The following is a 20,258-nucleotide window of genomic DNA, read 5'->3' on the forward strand; positions in this document are numbered from 1 at the left end:
GGCCGCGGGGCGCCGCCTGGACAGCCGGGGCCTCGTCGCCCACACCCACCATCCACCGGGTTCGCCGCCCGCGCTGGCAGCTCCTGCACCGTACCACCGAAAACCAACCGTTGCTTGGTTTTCTCGGGTCTCCTGCGGGCGGTACAGTCTGGCCATGGCACGACGGGGTTCGTACGCAAAGGGCATCGCGAAGCGCGAGGAGATCCTCACGGTCGCGCTGGACCTCGTGGCGTCGCAGGGCTTCCGGCGGACGAGCATCAAGGACATCGCCGACGCCGTGGAGCTGACCCAGGCCGGCCTGCTGCACTACTTCGACTCCAAGGACGAGCTCTGGGTCGAGATCCTCCGCCGGCGCGACGAGCTCGACCTCGCGCACGACTGGCAGGCCGCGGACCCGGCAGCCCTGCTCGCGGCGATCGTGCGGCACAACGCCGAGGTCCCGGGCCTGGTGCAGATGTTCGTCAACCTGTCCGCCGCCGCTGCCACCGACGCCGAGCACCCGGCGCACGAGTACTTCCGCGAGCGCTACGAACGCAGCCGCCGTGACCTGTCCGCCGACTTCCGCACCATGCAGCAGGACGGTCGGCTGCGTACCGACATCGACCCCGACGAACTCACCAGCGTGCTGCTCGCGGTGTCCGACGGCATGCAGATCCAGTGGCTCTTCGACCCCACCCGCGACATGGCCGAGCACGTCGAGCTCGTCGCCCGCCTCGCGATCGCCCAGGTCGCCCCCACCGCCTGACGGGAGGCGCACCGCACGTCCGCACCGAGCCTCCCTCCGGCGAAGTGGTCAGGGCAAGCGCACGGCAGCGAGTTCGTCCGCCGCGGTGCTCCACGCGCGGACCTGCGTCTTCGAGAGGGGTTCCTCCGGAGACATCGACCAATCTGAGATGTTCCGGCCGCGCATCTCCCGCGCGAGGTGGTCACGCACCGCTCGCTTCGAATCCGTCGACAAGGCCGCTCCGTAGTGCTCCGCACCAGGAACGTCGGCCAGTTCGGTCAGGTACGCCTGGCAGAACCAATCCGCTGCTTCGGCCCGCAGGTACGGGCTCTCGAGCGTGGCGTACCAGCGGCGGAAGAACTCGTCGTACGCGCCAGAGTCCTGCATGAACCCACCAGAAGCAAAGAGGAGTTCACGGACCCGCTGAGGGGTGAGCCCGCGGGCGGCTCGGACGGCATCACCGATCCTTCCACCGTCGACGAGGTGCGCTATCTCGCTCATTTCATTGCTCATGAGGTCTGCGATCGTTCCATGGTCGAACACTGGCGTATGGGTGTCGATATGTAAAACGGGCCCAGCCGCCAGCTCCGGGGTACGGACAGGGCCTGGTCGCGTCAGGTGCGGCGGGGCAGGATGGTCGGTGCCCGCCAGGGTGTGTTCCGACGACGATGTGGAGTGACGCGATGACGCGTGTAGTGGTGACCGGTGGCAGCGGCAAGCTCGGACGAGCGGTGGTGCGTGACCTCGATGCGCACGGGTACGACGTGGTCCTGCTCGACCGTGTCCCCTCCCCCGACAAGCCCGAGCGTGTCCCGTTCGTGCGGATCGACCTGACCGACCACGGCCAGGTCCTGAACGCCCTGCTCGGCATCGACGACCGGTACGACCACGTGGACGCCGTCGTGCACCTCGCGGCGGTGCCGGCCCCGGGGCAGGTCCCCGACGTGGCCCTCATCACGAACAACGTGACCTCGTCGATCAATGTCTTCCACGCCGCACGTGCCGCGAAGATCAAGAACGTCGTGTGGGCGTCGAGCGAGACCCTGCTCGGCATCCCGATGGGCGAGCACCACCCGCCCTACCTGCCGGTCGACGAGGAGTTCGCGGTCCGCCCGCAGTCGTCGTACTCCCTCGGCAAGGCGGTCGAGGAGGAGATGGCCCGCCACTTCACCCGCTGGGACCCGGAACTGAAGATGATCGGCCTGCGCTTCTCGAACGTGATGGACGAGACCGACTACCCGGCGTTCCCGTGGGACGCCACCCCCGAGGCGAAGACGTTCAACCTGTGGTCGTACATCGACTCCCGCGACGGGGCCCAGGCCGTCCGCCGGGCACTCGAGGCCGACCTCACCGGGTTCGAGGCGTTCGTCATCGCCAGCCCCGACACGGTGATGGACACCCCGACCATCGAGCTCGTCGAACGCTTCGTGCCGGACATCGAGCGCCGTGCGGACATCGACGGCGTCAGCTCGCTGCTGTCGTCGGAGAAGGCCCGCGAACTCCTCGGCTACACGCCCGAGCACAGCTGGCGCGACCACCGCGCCTGATCGTCAGGCAGCGGGGACGAGCAGCCCGTCGAGCACCAGGTCGCGCGCCGCCGGCAGCAGGTCGGCGGCGAGCGCCCGCTCGTCCACGCCGGTGATCTGCGCGAGCGCGCCGATGATCGCGGCGACGGACAGGTCGCCGTCGCACGCACCCACGAACGCTGCGAGTGCGGTGTCCGCGTCCACCCGGCGCCCGAGCCCGCCACCCTGCACCAGGGTCATCACGGTCGGGTCGTCGTTACCCGGCCAGTAGTACCGCTCCTCGGTGACGTCACCGGCCACCGACAGGTGGGCGGTGGCGAGCGCAGCGTCGTCGTGCGCGGCGAGCCAGGCGGCTGCGTCGAGGACGCGGGCGACCGTCGCGCCGAGGCCCGCGGGGTTGGAGCCGAGCGTCTCGGGGACGCGCTCGAACCGGCGGAGGCCGGACGTGCCTCCAGGCAGGGGTCGACGCACCACGACGTAGCCGAAGCCGACGCCGGTGACGCGACGGTCCGCGAAGTCGTCGAGCCAGGCGCCCATCAGGTTGTCGAACTCGGCCGTGCCGGGCTTCGTCCCGCCGTCGCGGATCCAGGTCTCCGCGTAGGGCGTCGGGTCCTGCCGCTCGCGCTCGATCACCCAGACGTCGAGGTCGGTGTCGGCGAACCAGCCGCGCACGCGGTCCAGGCCGTCGACACCCCAGTGGTACTCCCAGTTGCCGAGGAGCTGAGCGGTGCCGCCGGGCTCCAGGTGGTCGGACAGGCCGCGGAGCACCGTCTCGACCAGGGCGTCGCCGACCATGCCGCCGTCGCGGTACTCGTACGACGGGACGCCCTCGCGACGAGGTGTGATGACGAAGGGCGGGTTCGACACGATCCGGTCGAAGCGCTCCCCCGCGACCGGCTCGAACAGTGAGCCGAACCGGAAGTCGATGCCGTCGATGCCGTTGAGTCGGGCGTTGAACCGGGCGATGTCGAGGGCACGGCGCGAGATGTCGGTGGCGACCACCTGGTCGGCGAAGCGCCGCGCGTGCATGGCCTGGATGCCGCACCCGGTGCCGAGGTCGAGCACACGCTCGACCGGGACGGGCACCTGCAGGCCGCTCAGCGTCGTGGTGGCGCCGCCGATGCCGAGGACGTGTTCCTCGCTGATGGCGTGCCCGAGGGCGAGCTCGCCGAGGTCGGAGACGATCCACCAGCTGCCGGCGCCGAGGTCGTCGACGAAGGCGTAGGGACGCAGGTCGACGGTGGGGTGCACGAGCGCGTCGGCACTGTCGCCTTCACTGCGCAGCAGGCCCGCGGCGATGACGGCGTCGAGCCCGGCGGTCGGGAACGCCGCGGCGGCCTCGGCCCGCACCACCGGCAGGCCGAGCACGAACAGCGTCGCCAGGCTGCCGAGCGGCGTGGTCTCGCGGGCGGCGAGCGCGCGGAGCGCGGCGACCCGCGAACCGCGGTGCAGCGATGCGGCGGCCTCGGCGCCCCACAGCGAGTCGAGCCGGTCGACGGTGAAGCCAGCGGCCGTCAGGTCCGCGGCGAGCGCCGTGGTGACGGCGGGGTCCGCGACGATCGACGGCAGCGTGCGCACCGTGTCCACGCTGGCGGTTGCACCGTCGCTCACGAGGCGATCCCCTCGCGCAGCAGGGCCGCGGGGACCTGCCAGTCGAGCACCAGGTCGAGGAGCCCGGGGAACCGCTGCTGCACGTCCTCGACGCGGACGCGGCTGACGCGGGTCAGGCCCTCCAGGTGCTGCTCGAGCAGACCGGCCTCGCGCAGGACCCGGAAGTGGTGGGTCAGCGTGGACTTCGGCCGGTCGATGCCGACCCAGCCGCAGCTGCGCTCACCCCCGGCCGCGTCGACCAGGTAGCGGTGCAGGATCGCGAGCCGGATCGGATCGCTCAGGGCGTCCATCACGACCGGGAGGTCCATCTCGGCCACGGACGGCTGCGGCAGCCGTTCAGGAGCATCGACGTGCGCGGGCATGGACGGGACGCTACCACCGTTCGGCTTGCTGTACGACTTGCGTCGTACTGTTCGAGTGCGGTACGAATGCAGTCGTACTGCACGGAGATGGAAAGGGGTGCGCATGCACCAGTCAGCTCGTTCGGTCGCCGGGTTCTGGATCCTGGCGGCGATGCTCCTGGTCTCGGTCGCGTCGTCGGCCGTGCCGTCGCCGATCTACCCGGTCTACGCAGCCGAGTGGCACCTCACCCCGCTCATGCTCACCGGGGTCTTCGCCATCTACGTCGCCGGCCTGTTGGCGAGCCTGCTCGTCGCGGGTCGCCTGTCCGACCACGTCGGCCGCAAGCCTGTCCTGGTCGTCGGCGGCCTGGGTGTCGCACTGTCGCTCGGCCTGTTCGCGATGGCGGACGGGGTCGTCGCGCTCATCGTCGACCGGATCGTGCAGGGTGTCTCGGTCGGGCTGCTCATCGGGGCCCTCGGCGCAGCCCTCATCGACAACTCCCTCGAACGCCACCCGACCATGGCCGGCGTGCTGAACGGCGTCATCCCGCCGATCGCACTCGCCACCGGCGCGATGTCGAGCGGCGCGCTGGTGCAGTGGGGTCCGGCACCGGAGCAGCTCGTCTACCTGCTGTTCGGCGCGCTCCTCGTGCTGCTGGTGCTCGCACTGTTCGTCGTCCCCGAGCAGGTGCAGCGTCGTCCCGGCGCTCTTCGCTCCCTGCGTCCGACGATCAGCGTGCCGCGGTCCTCACGCCGGCTGTTCCGCGGCGTCGCCGGCTCGCTCGTCGCCAGCTGGGCCCTCGGCGGCATGTTCCTGTCGCTCGTCCCCTCGGCGCTCGGCACGGTGTTCGGCATCACCAACCACTTCGCCGCCGGTGCGCTCATCGCCGTGGTCACGGGCGTCGGCGCGCTGACCGGCCTGGCGATCCAGCGGATGGACACCCGTCGCGCGGTCCTGCTCGGACTCGTTGCCCTCGTGCTCGGCCCGATCGTCACCGTGTCGTTCGTGTTCGCGCACTCCCTGCCGGGCATGGTCGTCGGCAGCGCCATCGCCGGTGTCGGATTCGGCGCCGGGTTCCAGGCGCCGCTGCGGATGCTGCTCGCCACCGCTGCCCCGACCCACCGCGCCGGGCTGCTCTCCACGATCTACGTCGTCAGCTACCTGGCGTTCGGGGTGCCCTCGGTCATCGGCGGGCTGCTCGAGCCCTCGGTCGGGCTCGTCCCGGTCATCGCCGGGTACGGCGGTTTCATCGTGCTCGCCGCAGTCGTCGCCCTCGTGCTGCAGCTGTCGTCGAAGGACGCCGCCGAGGTCGAGGAGCGCGCGGCCGAGGTCATCGAGCGCACCGCCACCGGCTCGATCCGGGTCGCGGCTGAGTAGGCACGGTCCGTCCGCCTGGTGGGACGCACTCGCACGGTGCGGCCATGCCCATTCGGTGCGAGGTTGATCGCTCGGTGCGGGCCTGCAGCGCCGCACGGAGCCATCAACCTCGCACGCGGTGACCAGCGCCGCACGGTGCCGACAGCACCAGCGCCCGACCGCAGCGGCCCGACTAGTGGCCCGGTCGCGCCGAGTTCGTCCCGCGAGCGCGCGCACGCACCCCGACGGTCCGCGCTGCCCCGGTGTGCGCAGCATCGACATCGGCCTTGCCCCGGTCTGCAGCATCGCGCAGACGCTTCGGCCCGTGCCGCTTGGCCCAGTCCCAGAAGCGGTGCAGCTGCGCCTTGAGCCACGTGATGATCTTGTGGAAGAAGTGGAACTCGCTCGCCAGCACCGTGAGGCCGATGAACACCACGAGCCACCCCGGGCCCGGCAGCGGCACCAGGATCAGCCCGATGATGACGACCAGCCCGCCCACCAGACCGACGAGCACCTTGTAGAGCAGGTGCACGTGCGGCCGCGCGTGGATCCAGGTGCGCAGGCGGTGGAACCACTGGAAGCGCTGGCGCGGCGCGCCGTCGGCCCGGGCTTCGCCGGGTCGGTCGTTCGGGTCGCCGTCCATGCCGAAAACGTAGGGCGCGCGGCTGGGAATCAGCGGCGCACGGGGTGGACGCGGGGTGCGCATGCCGGGAGGCGCGTGGCGGGGACAGCCCGCGCCTCCAGGCCGTCAGGCGGCACCGATCGCGTGCCCCTCACGCGTGCGCGACGCACGTCGCCGCCCACGGGACGGCGGCCAGCCGGGCCTCCGGGATCGGCTCACCACCGACCGTGCAGCGCCCGTAGGTGCCGTCGTCGAGTCGTGCGAGCGCTGCGTCCACCTGGCGGACTCGCAGTTGGGCGCCGTCGCGGACCGCACCGAGCGAGCCGCGTTCCCAGGCCAGGGTCGCACCCTCCGGGTCGTGTTCGTCGTCGGAGTTCGCGTCCTGCCGGGCGTCACTGACGTCACGCATGCTCCGCTCGACGTCGAGCAGCAGCCGTTCGTTGCGGGCGCGTTCGGCCTCGAGTGCGGGGCGGGGGTCCTCCATGCCGGCCACGGTAGTCGCGGCGGAATGGCCCCGCCTCCGGATGCGTTCGCATGGACATGACGAAGATCGGGTTCCTGTCGTTCGGACACTGGCGTGACGTGCCGGGGTCGAAGGTGCGCAGCGGGCGGGAGGCCCTGGTGCAGGCGATCGACCTCGCGGTCGCAGCCGAGGAAGCCGGCGTCGACGGCGCCTACTTCCGCGTCCACCACTTCGCGCCGCAGCAGGCCGCACCGTTCCCGCTGCTCTCCGCCATCGCCGCGAGGACCAGCCGGATCGAGATCGGCACCGGCGTCATCGACATGCGCTACGAGAACCCGCTCTACATGGCGGAAGAGGCCGCGGCCACCGACCTCATCTCCGGCGGGCGACTGCAGCTCGGTGTCTCGCGGGGATCACCCGAGACCGCCCTCGCCGGCTACCAGCAGTTCGGCTACGTGCCCGACGCCGCTGACGAGAACGGCGGCGACATGGCCCGTGCGCACACGAACGTGTTCCGCCGCGCGATCGCCGGCGAGCCGATGGCCAACGCCAACCCGCAGATGACCGGGTCGGTCGGGTCCCTGCCGATCTACCCGCTCTCCGACTCGCTCGGCGACCGGATCTGGTGGGGCGCCGGCACCCGTGCCACCGCCGAGTGGACCGCCGAGCAGGGCATGAACCTGATGTCCTCGACCCTGCTGACCGAGGACACCGGCGTGCCCTTCGACCAGCTGCAGGCCGAGCAGATCGAGCGCTTCCGCCGGGTGTGGTCCGAGTCGGGCTGGGACCGCGAACCGCGCGTCTCGGTCTCGCGCAGCATCATCCCGATCATCGACGACGAGTCGCGCCACTACTTCGGCGTGCGCGCGCAGGTCGAGGGGCAGGACCAGGTCGGGCACCTCGACGGCGGGCTGGCCCGGTTCGGCCGGTCCTACATCGGTGAGCCCGAACAGCTCGTCGCGGAGCTCGCGGCCGACCAGGCCGTCCGTGCTGCCGACACCGTGCTCGTCACCGTGCCGAACCAGCTCGGTGTGGACTTCAACGCCCGGCTGCTCGCCGCCGTGAAGGACGTGTTCACCGAGGTCGACGCGGAGCCGGTCCCCGCCTGACCCCGGATCGGTTTCGGGCTCGGGCTCAGCCGTTCGGGCTCGGGCTCAGCCCTCGGGCCAGAGCAGCCGGAACCGCTCGCACACGACCGGCATGTCCGGCGCGAACCCCCGCGGGTTCTCCGAGTGTGCGCGCCAGAACGCCTCGTGCACGGTCCGCCAGTGTTCGAGCGTCCGGTCGCCTTCCCCCTCGGCCCAGGCGTGGTCGGCGTCGACCTGGTCGAACGGCACCACCCGGACCGCCGTCGTCTCGATGACGGCACGGGGCGCACCCGAGCCGTCGGTCACGACGCTCACCTCGTCGGCCGCGGGCAGTGGATCGCCGGTCGCCTCGTAGTCCCAGAGCGACGACGCCGTGCCGACCTTGACCCCGTCGAGCACGAGCTGCAGGAGCGCGTCCGCCTGCTCCGCGGTCGCGCCGAAGGACCACGCCTCCGGCACCTCCGTCGGAAGGCTCGGACGCTCGCTGCGTCGCGCGGTCCAGAAGTCGTCGAGCGTCGAGGGCACGCCCCGACCGTAGTGCACCGGTCCGGTCCCCCCTTGTGCTGACACCCGGCTGGGGACTGGGGCGAAGCCGACCGCGCTCCTAGGCTCGGGAGCGTCGATCCACCCCGCACCTCGAGGAGCAACCGTGACGCTGCCGGCCGCAGGCTGGTTCCCGGACCCGCAGGACGCCCGTCGTCTGCGCTGGTGGGACGGTCGCACCTGGGGCGCAGCCACGCGGGTCCCCGCGGCCGCTGCTGACCCGGTCACGCCGATCGTCGTCGCGCCGGTGGGGCCGTCGTTCTCGGTGCAGACCGCGGCGATCCGGACGGACGCGTGGGCATCGGGCACCACCGGCGCCCGTCGGCTCTGCGTGTTCACGGTGCTCGCGGTGCTGCTCGCCGTGGTCTCGGTCGTCGCGAACCCCTGGGGCCTGGCGGGGCTGCTCGCCGTGGCGTGCGGGGTCATCGGCATCGTCCGTCCCGGGGCCGTCGGTGCCTGGGCCGTCCTGGCGCGGAGCGCTTCGGCGAGCGCCCTCGTCGTCGCGGTGACGACGACGGTCATCGCCGCGTCGGCCCAGTTCCACCTGTTCTGAGCGCGTAGGGACCGCCTACCGCCGCGGTCCACGGCACTTCGTGAGCAGAAATGGTCGGGTGAGACGGCGCGACCCGACCATTTCTGCTCACGAAACGCGCCCCTCGCGCACCCGCACCCGCACCCGCACGGCCCAGGCACCCGCACGGCCCACCGGGCCCGCCTACCGCCGCGCCCGCGGGTGTGCCGTCTGGTACACGTCCCGCAGCATGTCCGCCGTGACCATCGTGTAGATCTGCGTCGTGGCGACACTCGCGTGCCCGAGCAACTCCTGCACCACGCGCACATCAGCACCGCCCTCGAGCAGGTGCGTCGCGAACGAGTGCCGGAACGTGTGGGGAGACACGTGTGCCTCCAGGTCGGCGGCAGCAGCGGCGGCCTGGATCACGAGCCAGGCACTCTGCCGCGACAACCGCGCTCCACGGGCACCGAGGAACAGTGCCGGCGTCGACGGCCCGCGTGCTGCGAACACCGGCCGTGCCCGCACCAGGTACGCGTCGATCGCTGCACGGGCGAAGCTGCCGAGCGGCACGATGCGCTGCTTGTTGCCCTTGCCCGTGACCTTCACGACCGAGAGCTCACCGTCGGCGTCCGACAGCGTCGTCACGTCGTCCACCGACAGCCCCACCGCCTCGGAGATCCGCGCACCGGTGGCGTAGAGCAGCTCGAGCAGGGCCTTGTCCCGCAGTTGGACGGGGTCATCGGCGTCGACGGAAACCGCCCCGAGCAGCCGTTCCATGTCCTCGACGGGGATCGCCTTCGGCAGCCGCATCGGGGCCTTCGGCGGCCGGACGGCGGTGCCAGGGTCGAGCGGCAACCAGCCCTCCCCCGCGGCGAAGGCGGTGAACGAGCGCACCGAGCTGAGCATCCGCGCGATCGACCGCGGTGCCAGCGGACCTTCCGGTCGGGTGGCCAGGTGCGTCACGAACCCCGAGACGTCCGCCCGTGCCAACCGTGCCACGTCCAGCAGCACCGAGGATCCCCCGGCCCGGTCCGCACCGTCCGACTCGACGACCGGAGCGGCCGCCAACCACGACGTGAACACGACGAGGTCCCGCCGGTACGCCGACAACGTGTGCTGCGAGAGTCCCCGCTCGATCGCGACGTGCCGCAGGTACGTCTCCGCGGCACGGTCGAGGGGCATCACCTCAGCAGGCTAACCGGCGCGGGGCCACCCGCCGTCAGTGCAACGCCTCGTCCGGCGTGCCCACGCGGAACCCGGTGAACGTCACGGTCAGCCCGGCCCGCGTCGGCCCGGCGCACAGCAGCCCCGCGGACACGACGGCGTCCGGGTCGAGGTACGCGACCCGGACGAGGCGGGGTTCCTCACCCTCGGCCCACGCCCGGATCGTCACGGCGTCGCCATCGCGGCTCGCGCGGACGGTCACCACCCGGTCCGCCCACTCCGGCACGGGCGACACCGACCAGTCCGAGAACCCCCGCGTCACCACGGCGCCGAGCTGCGGCGCTCCGTCCGAGAACTCCACACCGGCCTTGATCCAGGTCTGTTCGTCGACGCGCAGGAACACCCCGGCCTGGTCGAACTGCTCGGTGTAGTCGAGCACGAACGACGCCTCGACCGAGAACGGCCCGTCCGTCGGCTGCAGCAGCGCGTGCTCGGAGTCGTGCACGAACCCGTACGAGGTGGTCCGCCAGGCGTCACTGCCCTCGACCGCGGTGACGCGGAACACGTCGCCGTCGAACCCGGCGACCTCCGGCTCGTGCGTCCAGGTGCCGGAGGTGACCAGGTCGCGCAGACCGTCGGCCGCGGACCCGCTCACTTGCCGCGCTGTTCGATGGCCTCGACGGCGAGCGTCGCGACGACGAGGGCCGAGTTGTTGAGCCGACCGCCCAGGATCCCCTCGAGCAGCTCCGCCCGCGGGACCCAGCGCGTCACGATGTCGGCCTCTTCCGCCTCGCGCTCGAACGCAGACTCGGTCGACCGGACACCGCGCGCCCGGTAGATCTGGATGAACTCGTCGCTGCCGCCCGAGGACGTGTTGTACCGGACCAGGGGCTCCCACGTGTCGGCCTCGAGGTCGGCCTCCTCGCCCAGCTCGCGCTTCGCGGCCGTCAGGTGGTCCTCGCCCTCCATGTCGAGCAGGCCCGCGGGCAGCTCCCAGTCGCGCAGCCGCACCGGGTGCCGGTACTGCTGGATGACCAGGACGCGGCCCTCGTCGTCCTCCGCGTACACGGCGACGGCACCGGTGTGGTCGATGTACTCGCGGACCATCGAGTCGCCGTTGTACGCGACGGTGTCGCGGCGCACGTCCCAGACGGCGCCCTCGTACACGACGGTGGATTCGGTGACCTCGAAGGAGGCGGACTCGTCAGCGATCGGTGCGTCTGTCACGTCCCCATCCAAGCACGCGCCCCCCTGACGCCCCCATCGGAACCAGGTTCCGGACACAGCACCGCGTCGTTCCGCGGTTCCGTGTCCGGAACCAGGTGCCGTGGACGCGACCCCGGACGGACGGGAGGCGCGGTGCCAGCTGGCACCGCGCCTCCCGTCCGATCGTGGAGACCGGCGCTTACGCGACCTGCTCCTCGGTCTGCGGGTCGAACAGGCTGGACGCCTCGTGGCGCTCGATCGCGGCCGCGACGAGCCCCGCGAACAGCGGGTGCGCATCGGTCGGACGCGAGCGGAGCTCCGGGTGCGCCTGGGTGGCGATGTAGAACGGGTGCACGTCGCGCGGGAGCTCGACGTACTCCACCAGCGTGCCGTCGGGCGACGTGCCCGAGAAGACGAGGCCGGCGTCCGCGATCTGCTCGCGGTACTTGTTGTTCACCTCGTAGCGGTGACGGTGGCGCTCGGACGCCTCGGGCGCTCCGTACAGCTCCGCCGCCAGCGAACCATCGGTGAACGACGCCGGGTACAGGCCCAGGCGCATCGTGCCGCCCAGGTCGCCACCGGCGATGATGTCGACCTGCTCCGCCATCGTCGCGATGACCGGAGTGGAGGTCTCCGGGTCGAACTCGGTGCTCGACGCGTCGGTCAGACCGACCTCGTGGCGGGCGTACTCGATGACCATGCACTGCAGGCCGAGGCACAGGCCGAGCGTCGGGATGCCCTGCTCACGCGCGAACTTCAGCGCGCCGAGCTTGCCCTCGATGCCGCGCACGCCGAACCCACCGGGGATGCAGATGCCGTCGACGTCGCCGAGCTGCTTCGCCGCGCCCTCGGGCGTGGTGCAGTCGTCGGACACGACCCACTTCAGCGTCACCTTGGCGTCGTGCGCGAAGCCGCCGGCACGGAGCGCCTCGGTGACGGACAGGTAGGCGTCCGGCAGGTCGATGTACTTGCCGACCAGGGCGATCGTGACGGCCTTCTTCGGCTCGTGCACGGCCTTCAGCACCGGGGTCCACGCGGTCCAGTCGACCGGACCGGCGTCGAGCTTGAGCGCCTCGACGATGACCTGGTCGAGGCCCTGGTTGTTCAGCAGCGTCGGCAGGTCGTAGATCGAGGGGACGTCGACGGCATTCACCACGGCGTCCTCGTCGACGTCACACATCAGCGCGATCTTGCGCTTGTTCGACTCCGACACCGGACGGTCCGACCGCAGCACGAGCGCGTCGGGCTGGATGCCGATCGACCGGAGCGCGGCGACGGAGTGCTGCGTGGGCTTGGTCTTCTGCTCACCCGAGGCGTTCATGAACGGCACCAGCGAGACGTGCACGAAGAACACGTTGTTGCGGCCGAGCTCGTGCCGGACCTGACGGGCGGACTCGATGAACGGCTGCGACTCGATGTCGCCGACGGTGCCACCGACCTCGGTGATGATGACGTCTGGCTGCGGGTCGTTCTGCGCCTGCTCGCGCATCCGGCGCTTGATCTCGTCGGTGATGTGCGGGATGACCTGCACCGTGTCGCCGAGGTACTCGCCGCGACGCTCCTTGGCGATCACCGTCGAGTACACCTGACCGGTCGTGACGTTCGCGGCCTGCGACAGGTTGATGTCGAGGAAGCGCTCGTAGTGCCCGATGTCGAGGTCCGTCTCCGCACCGTCGTCGGTCACGAAGACCTCGCCGTGCTGGAACGGGTTCATGGTGCCCGGGTCCACGTTGAGGTACGGGTCGAGCTTCTGCATGACGACCTTGAGGCCGCGAGCCGTGAGCAGGTTGCCGAGGCTGGCCGCCGTCAGGCCCTTGCCGAGAGACGAGACGACCCCGCCGGTCACGAAGATCTGCTTCGTCACCTTCGGGGTCGAGTTCGAAGAATTGGTACCGCCGCTGAGAGTGTCCGCCACGGGATTCCATCGTACGTCAGAACTGCCGGGAGGCGCGACCTCGGTTCGCCGTGGGCGTTGCGCGGGTGGGTGGCCGGGTCCTCGGGCCGTGGCCGGGTCGGCGGGCGGCACCCGCCTGCTTGGTCGTCAGGCTCGCTGGCCGGCCACGTCGAGCAGCTCGCGGGCGTGCTCGATGCCGCTGGCGCTGTCACCGAGTCCGGATAGCAGCCGTGCCATCTCCTGCAGCCGGTCCTCGCCCTCGAGCCGGCGCACGCTCGACGACGTGACGGCCCCGCTGGCGTCCTTCACGACGTTGAGGTGGTTGTTCGCGAAGGCCGCGACCTGGGCCAGGTGCGTGACGACGATGACCTGCGTGCGCTCGGCGAGCTTCGCCAGCCGTCGGCCGATCTCGATCGCCGCCGCCCCGCCGACACCGGCGTCGACCTCGTCGAAGACGAACGTCGGCACCGTGGTGCTGCCGGCCATGACGACCTCGATCGCGAGCATCACGCGCGACAGCTCACCGCCGGACGCCCCCTTGCCGATCGGCCGGGGGTCGGTGCCGGAGTGCGGCTGGAGCAGGATCGTGACCTGGTCACGGCCGTGGCGGCGGTACTCGCCGGCGTCGGTGACCTCGACCACCAGCGTCGCGCCACCCATCGCGAGGGTCTTCAGCTCAGCGGTCACGCGCTTCGCCAGGTCGGTGGCCGCCTTGGTGCGCGCCGTCGTGAGCGCGGCGGCGGCGGACTCGAGCGCCTGCTCGTCCTGCTCGACCGACTGCTGCAACGCCGCGATCCGGTCGTCGTCGCCGTCGAGCTCGAGCAGCCGGTCGCTCGCGCGCTGTCCGTAGGCGATGACGTCGTCCACCGTCTCGCCGTACTTGCGGGTGAGGCCGGCCAGCAGGGCTCGGCGTTCGTTGATGAGTTCGAGGTCGTGCCCGGCCTCGGGTTCCAGGGAACCGAGGTAGCTCGAGATGCTCGCCGAGGCCTCGGCCGCCTGGATCCCGAGCTCCGTGAGCTGCTCGAGCACCGGCTGCAGGGCACTGTCCGACGACGCGACGCGCTCCACGGCACGGCGTGCGGACTCGACCAGGCCGACGACGTCGGAGACGCCGTCGAGGGACTCGCTGGACAATGCCTCGTGCGCCAGGGCAGCGGACAACCGGAGCTCCTCGAGGTTGCCCAACCGTTCGGCGCGTTCGGCCAGCTCGACGTCCTCGCCGGGCTGCGGGTCGGCGGCCTCGATCTCGTCGGAGGCCGCGCGGATCCGCTCGGCCTCGGCCACACGGTCGTCCCGGTCGCGGACCAGGACCTCGAGGTCACCGGCGTGCTGCTGCCAGGCGTCGTACGCGGCGACGTACCGGGCGAGGGCCTTCTCGAGCGAGGCTCCCCCGAACCCGTCGAGGGCAGCTCGCTGCGCCGTGGCCGAGGTCAGGCGGATCTGGTCCGACTGCCCGTGCACGGTGACGAGCTGGTCGGCGAGCTCGCCGAGTACCGCCACGGGCGCACTGCGACCGCCCACCGTGGCGCGGCTGCGCCCCTCGGCGGAGACCGTGCGGGTGAGGATGAGTTCGCCGTCCTCGACGGTGCCGCCGGCGTCCTCGACGCGTTCGGCGACGGCGTCCTGCTCGGGGACGTGCCAGCGGCCTTCGACGACGGCGCTCGACGCACCGCGGCGCACCGAACCGGCATCGGCCCGCGCACCGAGCAGCAGCCCGAGCGCCGTGACGATCATGGTCTTGCCCGCACCGGTCTCGCCGGTGACGACGGTGAAGCCAGGCCCGAGTTCGAGCGTGGTCTCACCGATGACACCGAGGTCGCGGATCGCGATCTCCTCGATCATCGGTCGTCCTCCGTCGTTCCCTGCGCCACGGCTGACCCGGCGGAAGCGATGCTGCGCCCTTCCACGCCGATCATCGGTCGTCCTCCGTGCTCATCGGTCGTCCTCGTCGCTCTGGGGGCCGCGCCACCCGGCGACGGGCAGCTGGAACTTCGCGACCAGGCGGTCGGTGAACGGAGCGTCCTTGAGTCGGGCGACCCGCACCGGATCGGGCGAACGCCGGACCTCGACACGGGCGCCCGGGGGCAGGTCGTGGGTCCGTCGGCCGTCGCACCAGAGGACACCGACGCCGCTCGTGCGCCGCAGGACCTCGATCGCGAGCGTGCAGTCCGGCCCGACGACGATCGGTCGGGCGAACAGGGCGTGGGCGCTCAGCGGCACCATGAGCAGCGCGTCGACGTCCGGCCACACGATGGGGCCACCGCCGGAGAACGAGTACGCCGTGGAGCCGGTCGGGGTCGACACGACCACGCCGTCGCAGCCGAACGACGACAGTGGGCGACCGTCGACCTCGGTGACGACCTCGAGCATCCGTTCCCGGGAGGCCTTCTCGATCGTGGCCTCGTTCAGCGCCCAGCTCGAGTAGACGATCTGGTTGCCGACGACCACGTCGACCTGCAGGGTGACGCGTTCCTCGACGTTGTACTCGCCGGACAGCGCACGCTCGACCGTCTCGGACAGGCCGTCACGTTCGCTCTCGGCCAGGAACCCGACGTGCCCGAGGTTCACCCCGATCAGCGGAGCGCCGGTGTTCCGCACGAGTTCGGCCGCGCGGAGGATCGTGCCGTCGCCACCGAGCACGATGACGATCTCGAGCTGGTTCGGCTGGACGTCGACGCCGAGGATGTCGACCTTGCCGACCGACGCTTCGGCACGACGGATGTCGGCGTACTCGTCGAAGGGCATGACGGGCGTGAGACCGGCTGCGTGCAGGAGGTCGCAGACCTCGACCGCAGCGTCGATCGAGTCGCGGCGACCCGTGTGGGACACGAGCAGGATGTGCCGTTCGTCACTCATGAAGACCCTTCCGTGAGTTCGGTCGCCCGGACTCTCCATTCTGTCGGATTGCCCCCGACACCGCGCTGGAAGCGGGCCAGGTACTCGTGGTTGCCGTGTGTCCCGACGATCGGGGACGCGGCGAGCCCACTGGTGCCGAGGCCCAGGTCCCACGCCGCCCACAGCACGTTCATGAGCGCGTCGTTCCGGAGCCCGGCGTCGTGCACGATGCCCTCGCGCACACCGCCACGACCCACTTCGAACTGGGGCTTCACCAGGAGCACGAACTCGTCCGCGGGGACGGCTTCGGCCAGCGCCGGCAGCACCAGTCGGAGCGAGATGAAGGACAGGTCGCCCACCACCAGGCTCGTCTCGGCGGCGGTGCCGTCGAGCGCCAGGTAGTCGGCGCGCGTGAGGTTCCGCGCGTTCGTCCCCTCGACCACGGCGACGCGTTCGTCGAGCGCGATGGTGGGGTGCAGCTGTCCGTGCCCCACGTCGAGCGCGATGACTCGGCGCGCGCCGCGTGCGAGCAGCACCTGGGTGAACCCGCCGGTGCTCGCGCCCACGTCGAGCACGACCCGGTCGGCGGGGTCGACGTCGAACGCGTCGAGTGCACCGACGAGCTTCCGGGCCGCGCGCGAGACCCACTCGTCCGCGGCGTCGACTTCGATGTCCGCGTCGGATGCGGTCGGCGTCGACGGCTTCAGGACGGCACGGCCGCCCACGAGCACCCGGCCGTCCTGGATCAGCTTGCTGGCGACGGTGCGCGACCGTGCGAGCCCGCGTGCAGCGAGGAGGGCGTCGAGGCGGACCGGGGTCGCGTCGTGCACGGCTCCGTCCGGCTCAGGCACTCGCGGAGCCGCCGCTCTCGAGCCGCGTCCGCAGCTCGTCGTGCAGGGCGGAGAAGGCGTCGGCGCGCTCGGCGAGCGGCAGGGCCTCGGCCTCGGCGGTGCGCGCGGCGAAGGCGTCCTGCTGCTCGGGTTCGGCGGACGGCTGCTCGGGGTTCGGCACGTCCGACACGCTACTCGCCGCCGTACAGCTGCGGGTCCACGTCGAGGCCGTAGATGGCCAACCCGGACTCCCAGATGAGCGTCGAGCCGGCACGGAGCCGATCGATGTCCGTCCCGGCGTCGAGCACCCGGACGACGTGCCCGCGCATCGCCACCGTCGCAGTCCCGACGGTCACGTACCGGGTGCCGTCCTCGTCCTCGCGCCGCACCGTGTCCGGGTACGGCTGGGACAGCCCTCGGAGGTCTTCGAGCACGTAGGTGGGACGCGAGCGCTGGTCGGCCGCGAGCACCTGCTTCGCCTTGTCGATGCCGGTGAGCACGAGCACGCTCGGGATCCCGACGTCGTTCGCGCCCTTGATGTCGGTGTCCAACCGGTCCCCGATGAACAGGGTCCGACCGCCGCCGAAGCGCTCGACCGCCGTGTCGAAGATCGGCCGCTCGGGCTTGCCGGCGACGACGGGCATCCGGCCGACCGCCTGGTGCACGGCGGACACGAGCGTGCCGTTGCCGGGCGCGATGCCCCGCTCGACCGGGATCGACCAGTCCATGTTCGTGGCCACCCACGGCACGTCCGGGTCGGCCAGGGCGAAGGAGGCCTCGGCCAGTTCCTTCCAACCGAGGTCCGGTGAGAAGCCCTGGATGACCGCGGCCGGGGAGTCCTCGGCACTCGAGGTGACGGTGAACCCGGCTTCCTCGACGATGCTGGACAGCCCGAGCCCGCCGGTGACCAGGACGGTCGCTCCGGCCGGCACCAGGGTCGCGAGCAGCTGGACGCCGGCCTGTGACGAGGTGACGACGTCGCCCTCGGGCACCTCGAGCCCGTAGCGCTCGAGGTGCTCGGCGACGTCGATCGGCCGGCGCGATGCGTTGTTCGTGATGTAGCCGACCCGCGCCGTGAGCGATGCCCGGGTCAGGGCTTCGACCGCGTGCGGGATGGCGTTGCGGCCCCGGTAGACGACGCCGTCGAGGTCGGTGAGGACCACGTCGACGCCGTCGGTCAAGGCCGCCGAGTGCTCAGCCGGCTGCGGAGCCGTCGACGTCGCGGGGGTTGTCGTCGTCGATCTCGCCGGGCTCGTCGGCTGCGGAGGTGTCGTCGTCGAGGTCGTCGAGGGCGGGTTCGTCATCGAGGTCGTCGTCGAGGTCGTCGGCGGATTCGTCGTCGCCGTCGAGTTCGTCGGTCGCGACGTCGTCGGCTCCGAGGTCGTCGGCGTCGTTGTCTCCGGCGTCTCCGTGTTCTTCGACTTCGAGCGTTTCCTCGACCACATCAACTGTCTCCCAAGCGTTGTCGTCCGCGATTTCGGCGAGGGCCGCTGCCGCGCGGTCCACACGGGCCCACCACTCGTCGGCCTCGTCCTGTCGACCGAGCTCCTCGAGCGTGGCCGCGTAAGCACTGTAGAGCGCCGGGGACCACGTGTAGGCGGTGGATGGGTCGAGCTGTGGAATCTCCAGCTCGCCGAGGGCGGCTGTGGGATTCCCGAGGTCGAGACGAGCGCCGGACATGGCGATCGCGAGCTCGACCTGCACCGGGGTCTCGAGGGCCGAGCGCTCGACCGAACGACCGAGCTCGAGTGCCCGCTCCGGACGGCCCAGGCCACGCTCGCAGTCCACCATCATCGGGAGCTGGTCGTTGCGACCGGAGATCCGACGGTAGGTGCGGAGCTCCCGGAGCGCGGTGGCGAAGTCGCCGAGGCGGTACGCGGTGATCGCGGCCGTCTCGCGGACGACACCGACACGACCGGCACGACGAGCAGCGCTCAGGGCGTGCTGGTTCGCCGTCTCGGGGTCGTCGTCGACGAAGAGCGCAGCAGCCACGAGGTGACGCGCAACCCAGTCGGCGTTGTCCTTGCTGAGGGTCTTCAACTCCATCCGGGCCGCGGGGTCGAGGTCGCGCGCCTGGATCTCCTCGGGGATCTCCGGGTCGTCGTGGCGCGGACGGATCGACTTCGTGCCGTAGGGGTCGCGGTCCTCCCAGTCGTCGCGCGCGGCCTCACCGAAACGGGCGCCGGCGTGACGGCTGCCGTCACCGAAACGACGACGGTCCTCACCGCCGTCGCGAGCCGGGCGGTCCGACGAACCACCACGGAACGGACGGTCGGACGAACCACCACGGGCCGGACGGTCGGACGAACCACCGCGGTACGGGCGGTCCCCGTCGCGAGCAGCGCGGTCGGAGCCCCCGCGGTACGGGCGGTCCCCGTCACGAGCAGGGCGGTCGGAGCCCCCGCGGTACGGGCGGTCCCCGTCACGAGCGGGACGATCGGAGCCCCCGCGGTACGGGCGGTCGCCATCGCGACGCGGACGGTCAGAACCGCCCTGGAAGGGTCGGTCCCCGTCACGGCGCGGCCGGTCTGAGGACCCGCCACGGTACGGACGATCACCATCACGAGCGGGACGGTCCGAGCCACCGCGGTACGGGCGATCGCCATCACGCGCCGGGCGGTCGGACGATCCACCACGGTACGGACGATCGCCGTCACGCGCCGGGCGGTCTGACGATCCACCGCGGTACGGACGATCGCCATCACGACGCGGACGGTCTGAACCACCCTGGAACGGGCGGTCACCGTCACGACGCGGACGGTCAGTACTCCCGCCACGGAACGGACGATCACCGTCACGAGCCGGGCGGTCAGAGCCACCACGGAACGGACGATCGCCATCGCGTCGCGGACGATCGGCACCGCGCGGACCATCACCACGCGGCGGCCGGCCGGAGTCACCGCGGTCACCCTGCCACGACGGACGGTCGTTCCGGTCGCCGGACCGGAACGGACGATCCCCATCGCGACGCGGAGCGCTGTCCCGGCGGGGTGCGCCGTCCCGGAACGGACGGCCTCCACCCTGCGGACGATCACGACGGTCACCTTCGCGCCGCTCGAACTCACGAGGACCGGACGACCAACGACCATCGCTCTGGCCGGCCCGACGCGGAGCGCCGTCGCGACGCGGGAACCGGTCGCCGTCTCGCCGGGGTCGATCCCCGCGGTCCCCGTCGTTCCGCCGCTGATCGTCGTCGTTCGCCACCGTTGCTCCTCATCGCGTGCCCGGTGCAGTGCCTCGGGCGTTCGTCCGCTGTGTCGTTGTGTTGGGTGCCGCGTCAGTTTCCCGACGTCGGCCTCCAGTCCATCACGAACCGGAGCCGGCGTCGAGTGAACGGCGGCAGAAACAGAAATGGCCACCGGCCCCGACCGAGAACGAGGGTTTCCCCTGCGAATTCTCGATGGAGGGCCGATGGCCACATCTTTCATACGTTAAGTCCGGCGGCGTCCTACTCTCCCACAAGGTCCCCCTTGCAGTACCATCGGCGCTGAGAGGCTTAGCTTCCGGGTTCGGAATGTGACCGGGCGTTTCCCTCTCGCT

The 20,258-nt window shown here is 71.3% G+C and carries 21 protein-coding genes and 1 rRNA gene; 5 read left to right on the forward strand and 17 right to left on the reverse strand.

All coding sequences use genetic code 11. The annotated features are described in order from the left end of the window. Positions 1-154: 154 nt before the first annotated feature. Positions 155-745: a TetR/AcrR family transcriptional regulator gene (locus DEI98_RS08080; protein ID WP_111024889.1), complete on the forward strand. Its 591-nt coding sequence runs from the start codon at positions 155-157 to the stop codon at positions 743-745. Between the two features lie 48 nt (positions 746-793). Here DEI98_RS08080 and DEI98_RS08085 read toward each other — a convergent pair whose 3' ends face one another. After that, positions 794-1,111, reverse strand: coding sequence for a hypothetical protein (locus DEI98_RS08085; protein ID WP_146243473.1), 318 nt, complete (start codon positions 1,109-1,111; stop codon positions 794-796). A 296-nt stretch (positions 1,112-1,407) separates the two neighbouring features. Here DEI98_RS08085 and DEI98_RS08090 point away from each other — a divergent pair, with 296 nt between their 5' ends. Continuing rightward, complete coding sequence (locus DEI98_RS08090) at positions 1,408-2,271, forward strand: NAD(P)-dependent oxidoreductase (protein ID WP_071245140.1); 864 nt, start codon at positions 1,408-1,410, stop codon at positions 2,269-2,271. 3 nt (positions 2,272-2,274) lie between these two features. Here the strand turns inward: DEI98_RS08090 and DEI98_RS08095 are convergent, their stop codons facing one another. Both DEI98_RS08095 and DEI98_RS08100 read right to left on the reverse strand, forming a co-directional pair. Continuing rightward, entirely contained in the window at positions 2,275-3,861 is a 1,587-nt protein-coding gene (locus DEI98_RS08095) for a methyltransferase (RefSeq protein WP_258370777.1), read from the reverse strand. Next, positions 3,858-4,223, reverse strand: coding sequence for a helix-turn-helix transcriptional regulator (locus tag DEI98_RS08100; protein WP_071245119.1), 366 nt, complete (start codon positions 4,221-4,223; stop codon positions 3,858-3,860). Before DEI98_RS08100 ends, DEI98_RS08095 begins: the two co-directional genes overlap by 4 nt. A gap of 103 nt (positions 4,224-4,326) precedes the next feature. Here DEI98_RS08100 and DEI98_RS08105 point away from each other — a divergent pair, with 103 nt between their 5' ends. Further along, positions 4,327-5,580: an MFS transporter gene (locus tag DEI98_RS08105; protein ID WP_111032691.1), complete on the forward strand. Its 1,254-nt coding sequence runs from the start codon at positions 4,327-4,329 to the stop codon at positions 5,578-5,580. A 172-nt stretch (positions 5,581-5,752) separates the two neighbouring features. Here the strand turns inward: DEI98_RS08105 and DEI98_RS08110 are convergent, their stop codons facing one another. Both DEI98_RS08110 and DEI98_RS08115 read right to left on the reverse strand, forming a co-directional pair. Next, positions 5,753-6,202: a TIGR02611 family protein gene (locus DEI98_RS08110; RefSeq protein ID WP_071405873.1), complete on the reverse strand. Its 450-nt coding sequence runs from the start codon at positions 6,200-6,202 to the stop codon at positions 5,753-5,755. A 130-nt stretch (positions 6,203-6,332) separates the two neighbouring features. Next, positions 6,333-6,665, reverse strand: a complete 333-nt coding sequence (locus DEI98_RS08115; RefSeq protein WP_071405871.1) for a TraR/DksA C4-type zinc finger protein — start codon at positions 6,663-6,665, stop codon at positions 6,333-6,335. A 50-nt stretch (positions 6,666-6,715) separates the two neighbouring features. Here DEI98_RS08115 and DEI98_RS08120 point away from each other — a divergent pair, with 50 nt between their 5' ends. Beyond that, a complete protein-coding gene (locus tag DEI98_RS08120; RefSeq protein WP_111100448.1) occupies positions 6,716-7,753 on the forward strand; it encodes an LLM class flavin-dependent oxidoreductase in 1,038 nt (345 codons plus the stop codon). Between the two features lie 45 nt (positions 7,754-7,798). Here DEI98_RS08120 and DEI98_RS08125 read toward each other — a convergent pair whose 3' ends face one another. Next, complete coding sequence (locus DEI98_RS08125) at positions 7,799-8,257, reverse strand: ASCH domain-containing protein (RefSeq protein ID WP_220037074.1); 459 nt, start codon at positions 8,255-8,257, stop codon at positions 7,799-7,801. A gap of 124 nt (positions 8,258-8,381) precedes the next feature. Here DEI98_RS08125 and DEI98_RS08130 point away from each other — a divergent pair, with 124 nt between their 5' ends. Beyond that, entirely contained in the window at positions 8,382-8,828 is a 447-nt protein-coding gene (locus DEI98_RS08130; protein WP_181437981.1) for a DUF2510 domain-containing protein, read from the forward strand. Positions 8,829-8,990: 162 nt separating this feature from the next. On the opposite strand, the gene DEI98_RS08135 is transcribed toward DEI98_RS08130, so the two are convergent. The 11 genes from DEI98_RS08135 to rrf all read right to left on the reverse strand — a co-directional run. Then, on the reverse strand, positions 8,991-9,971 hold the full coding sequence (locus DEI98_RS08135) for a site-specific tyrosine recombinase XerD (RefSeq protein WP_111100451.1): 981 nt from the start codon (positions 9,969-9,971) through the stop codon (positions 8,991-8,993). Between the two features lie 37 nt (positions 9,972-10,008). Further along, positions 10,009-10,608: a DUF1349 domain-containing protein gene (locus DEI98_RS08140; RefSeq protein WP_111095924.1), complete on the reverse strand. Its 600-nt coding sequence runs from the start codon at positions 10,606-10,608 to the stop codon at positions 10,009-10,011. After that, entirely contained in the window at positions 10,605-11,180 is a 576-nt protein-coding gene (locus DEI98_RS08145; RefSeq protein WP_071245128.1) for an NUDIX hydrolase, read from the reverse strand. Before DEI98_RS08145 ends, DEI98_RS08140 begins: the two co-directional genes overlap by 4 nt. Before the next feature lie 178 nt (positions 11,181-11,358). Continuing rightward, positions 11,359-13,074, reverse strand: coding sequence for a CTP synthase (locus DEI98_RS08150; protein WP_111100452.1), 1,716 nt, complete (start codon positions 13,072-13,074; stop codon positions 11,359-11,361). A 126-nt stretch (positions 13,075-13,200) separates the two neighbouring features. Beyond that, positions 13,201-14,895: a DNA repair protein RecN gene (gene recN, locus DEI98_RS08155; protein ID WP_111047474.1), complete on the reverse strand. Its 1,695-nt coding sequence runs from the start codon at positions 14,893-14,895 to the stop codon at positions 13,201-13,203. Positions 14,896-14,985: 90 nt separating this feature from the next. Continuing rightward, positions 14,986-15,909: an NAD kinase gene (locus DEI98_RS08160; RefSeq protein WP_071245131.1), complete on the reverse strand. Its 924-nt coding sequence runs from the start codon at positions 15,907-15,909 to the stop codon at positions 14,986-14,988. Further along, positions 15,906-16,739 carry a TlyA family RNA methyltransferase gene (locus DEI98_RS08165; RefSeq protein WP_111100453.1) on the reverse strand — a complete coding sequence of 278 codons (834 nt, stop codon included), beginning with the start codon at positions 16,737-16,739 and terminating at the stop codon, positions 15,906-15,908. The genes DEI98_RS08160 and DEI98_RS08165 overlap by 4 nt, the downstream gene beginning before the upstream one ends. Then, the gene (locus DEI98_RS18630) at positions 16,732-16,899 is read right to left on the reverse strand and encodes a hypothetical protein (RefSeq protein WP_164941184.1); all 168 of its coding nucleotides are present in this window, start codon (positions 16,897-16,899) and stop codon (positions 16,732-16,734) included. The genes DEI98_RS08165 and DEI98_RS18630 overlap by 8 nt, the downstream gene beginning before the upstream one ends. A gap of 10 nt (positions 16,900-16,909) precedes the next feature. Continuing rightward, positions 16,910-17,899, reverse strand: coding sequence for an HAD-IIA family hydrolase (locus DEI98_RS08170; protein ID WP_111100454.1), 990 nt, complete (start codon positions 17,897-17,899; stop codon positions 16,910-16,912). Between the two features lie 13 nt (positions 17,900-17,912). Next, the gene (locus DEI98_RS18635) at positions 17,913-18,764 is read right to left on the reverse strand and encodes a hypothetical protein (protein WP_111100455.1); all 852 of its coding nucleotides are present in this window, start codon (positions 18,762-18,764) and stop codon (positions 17,913-17,915) included. A 1,389-nt stretch (positions 18,765-20,153) separates the two neighbouring features. Beyond that, positions 20,154-20,258: ribosomal RNA gene (rrf, locus tag DEI98_RS08185) — 5S ribosomal RNA — on the reverse strand; the annotation flags it as partial.

Source organism: Curtobacterium sp. MCLR17_034 (assembly GCF_003234485.1).
GTDB classification, from domain to species: domain Bacteria; phylum Actinomycetota; class Actinomycetes; order Actinomycetales; family Microbacteriaceae; genus Curtobacterium; species Curtobacterium flaccumfaciens.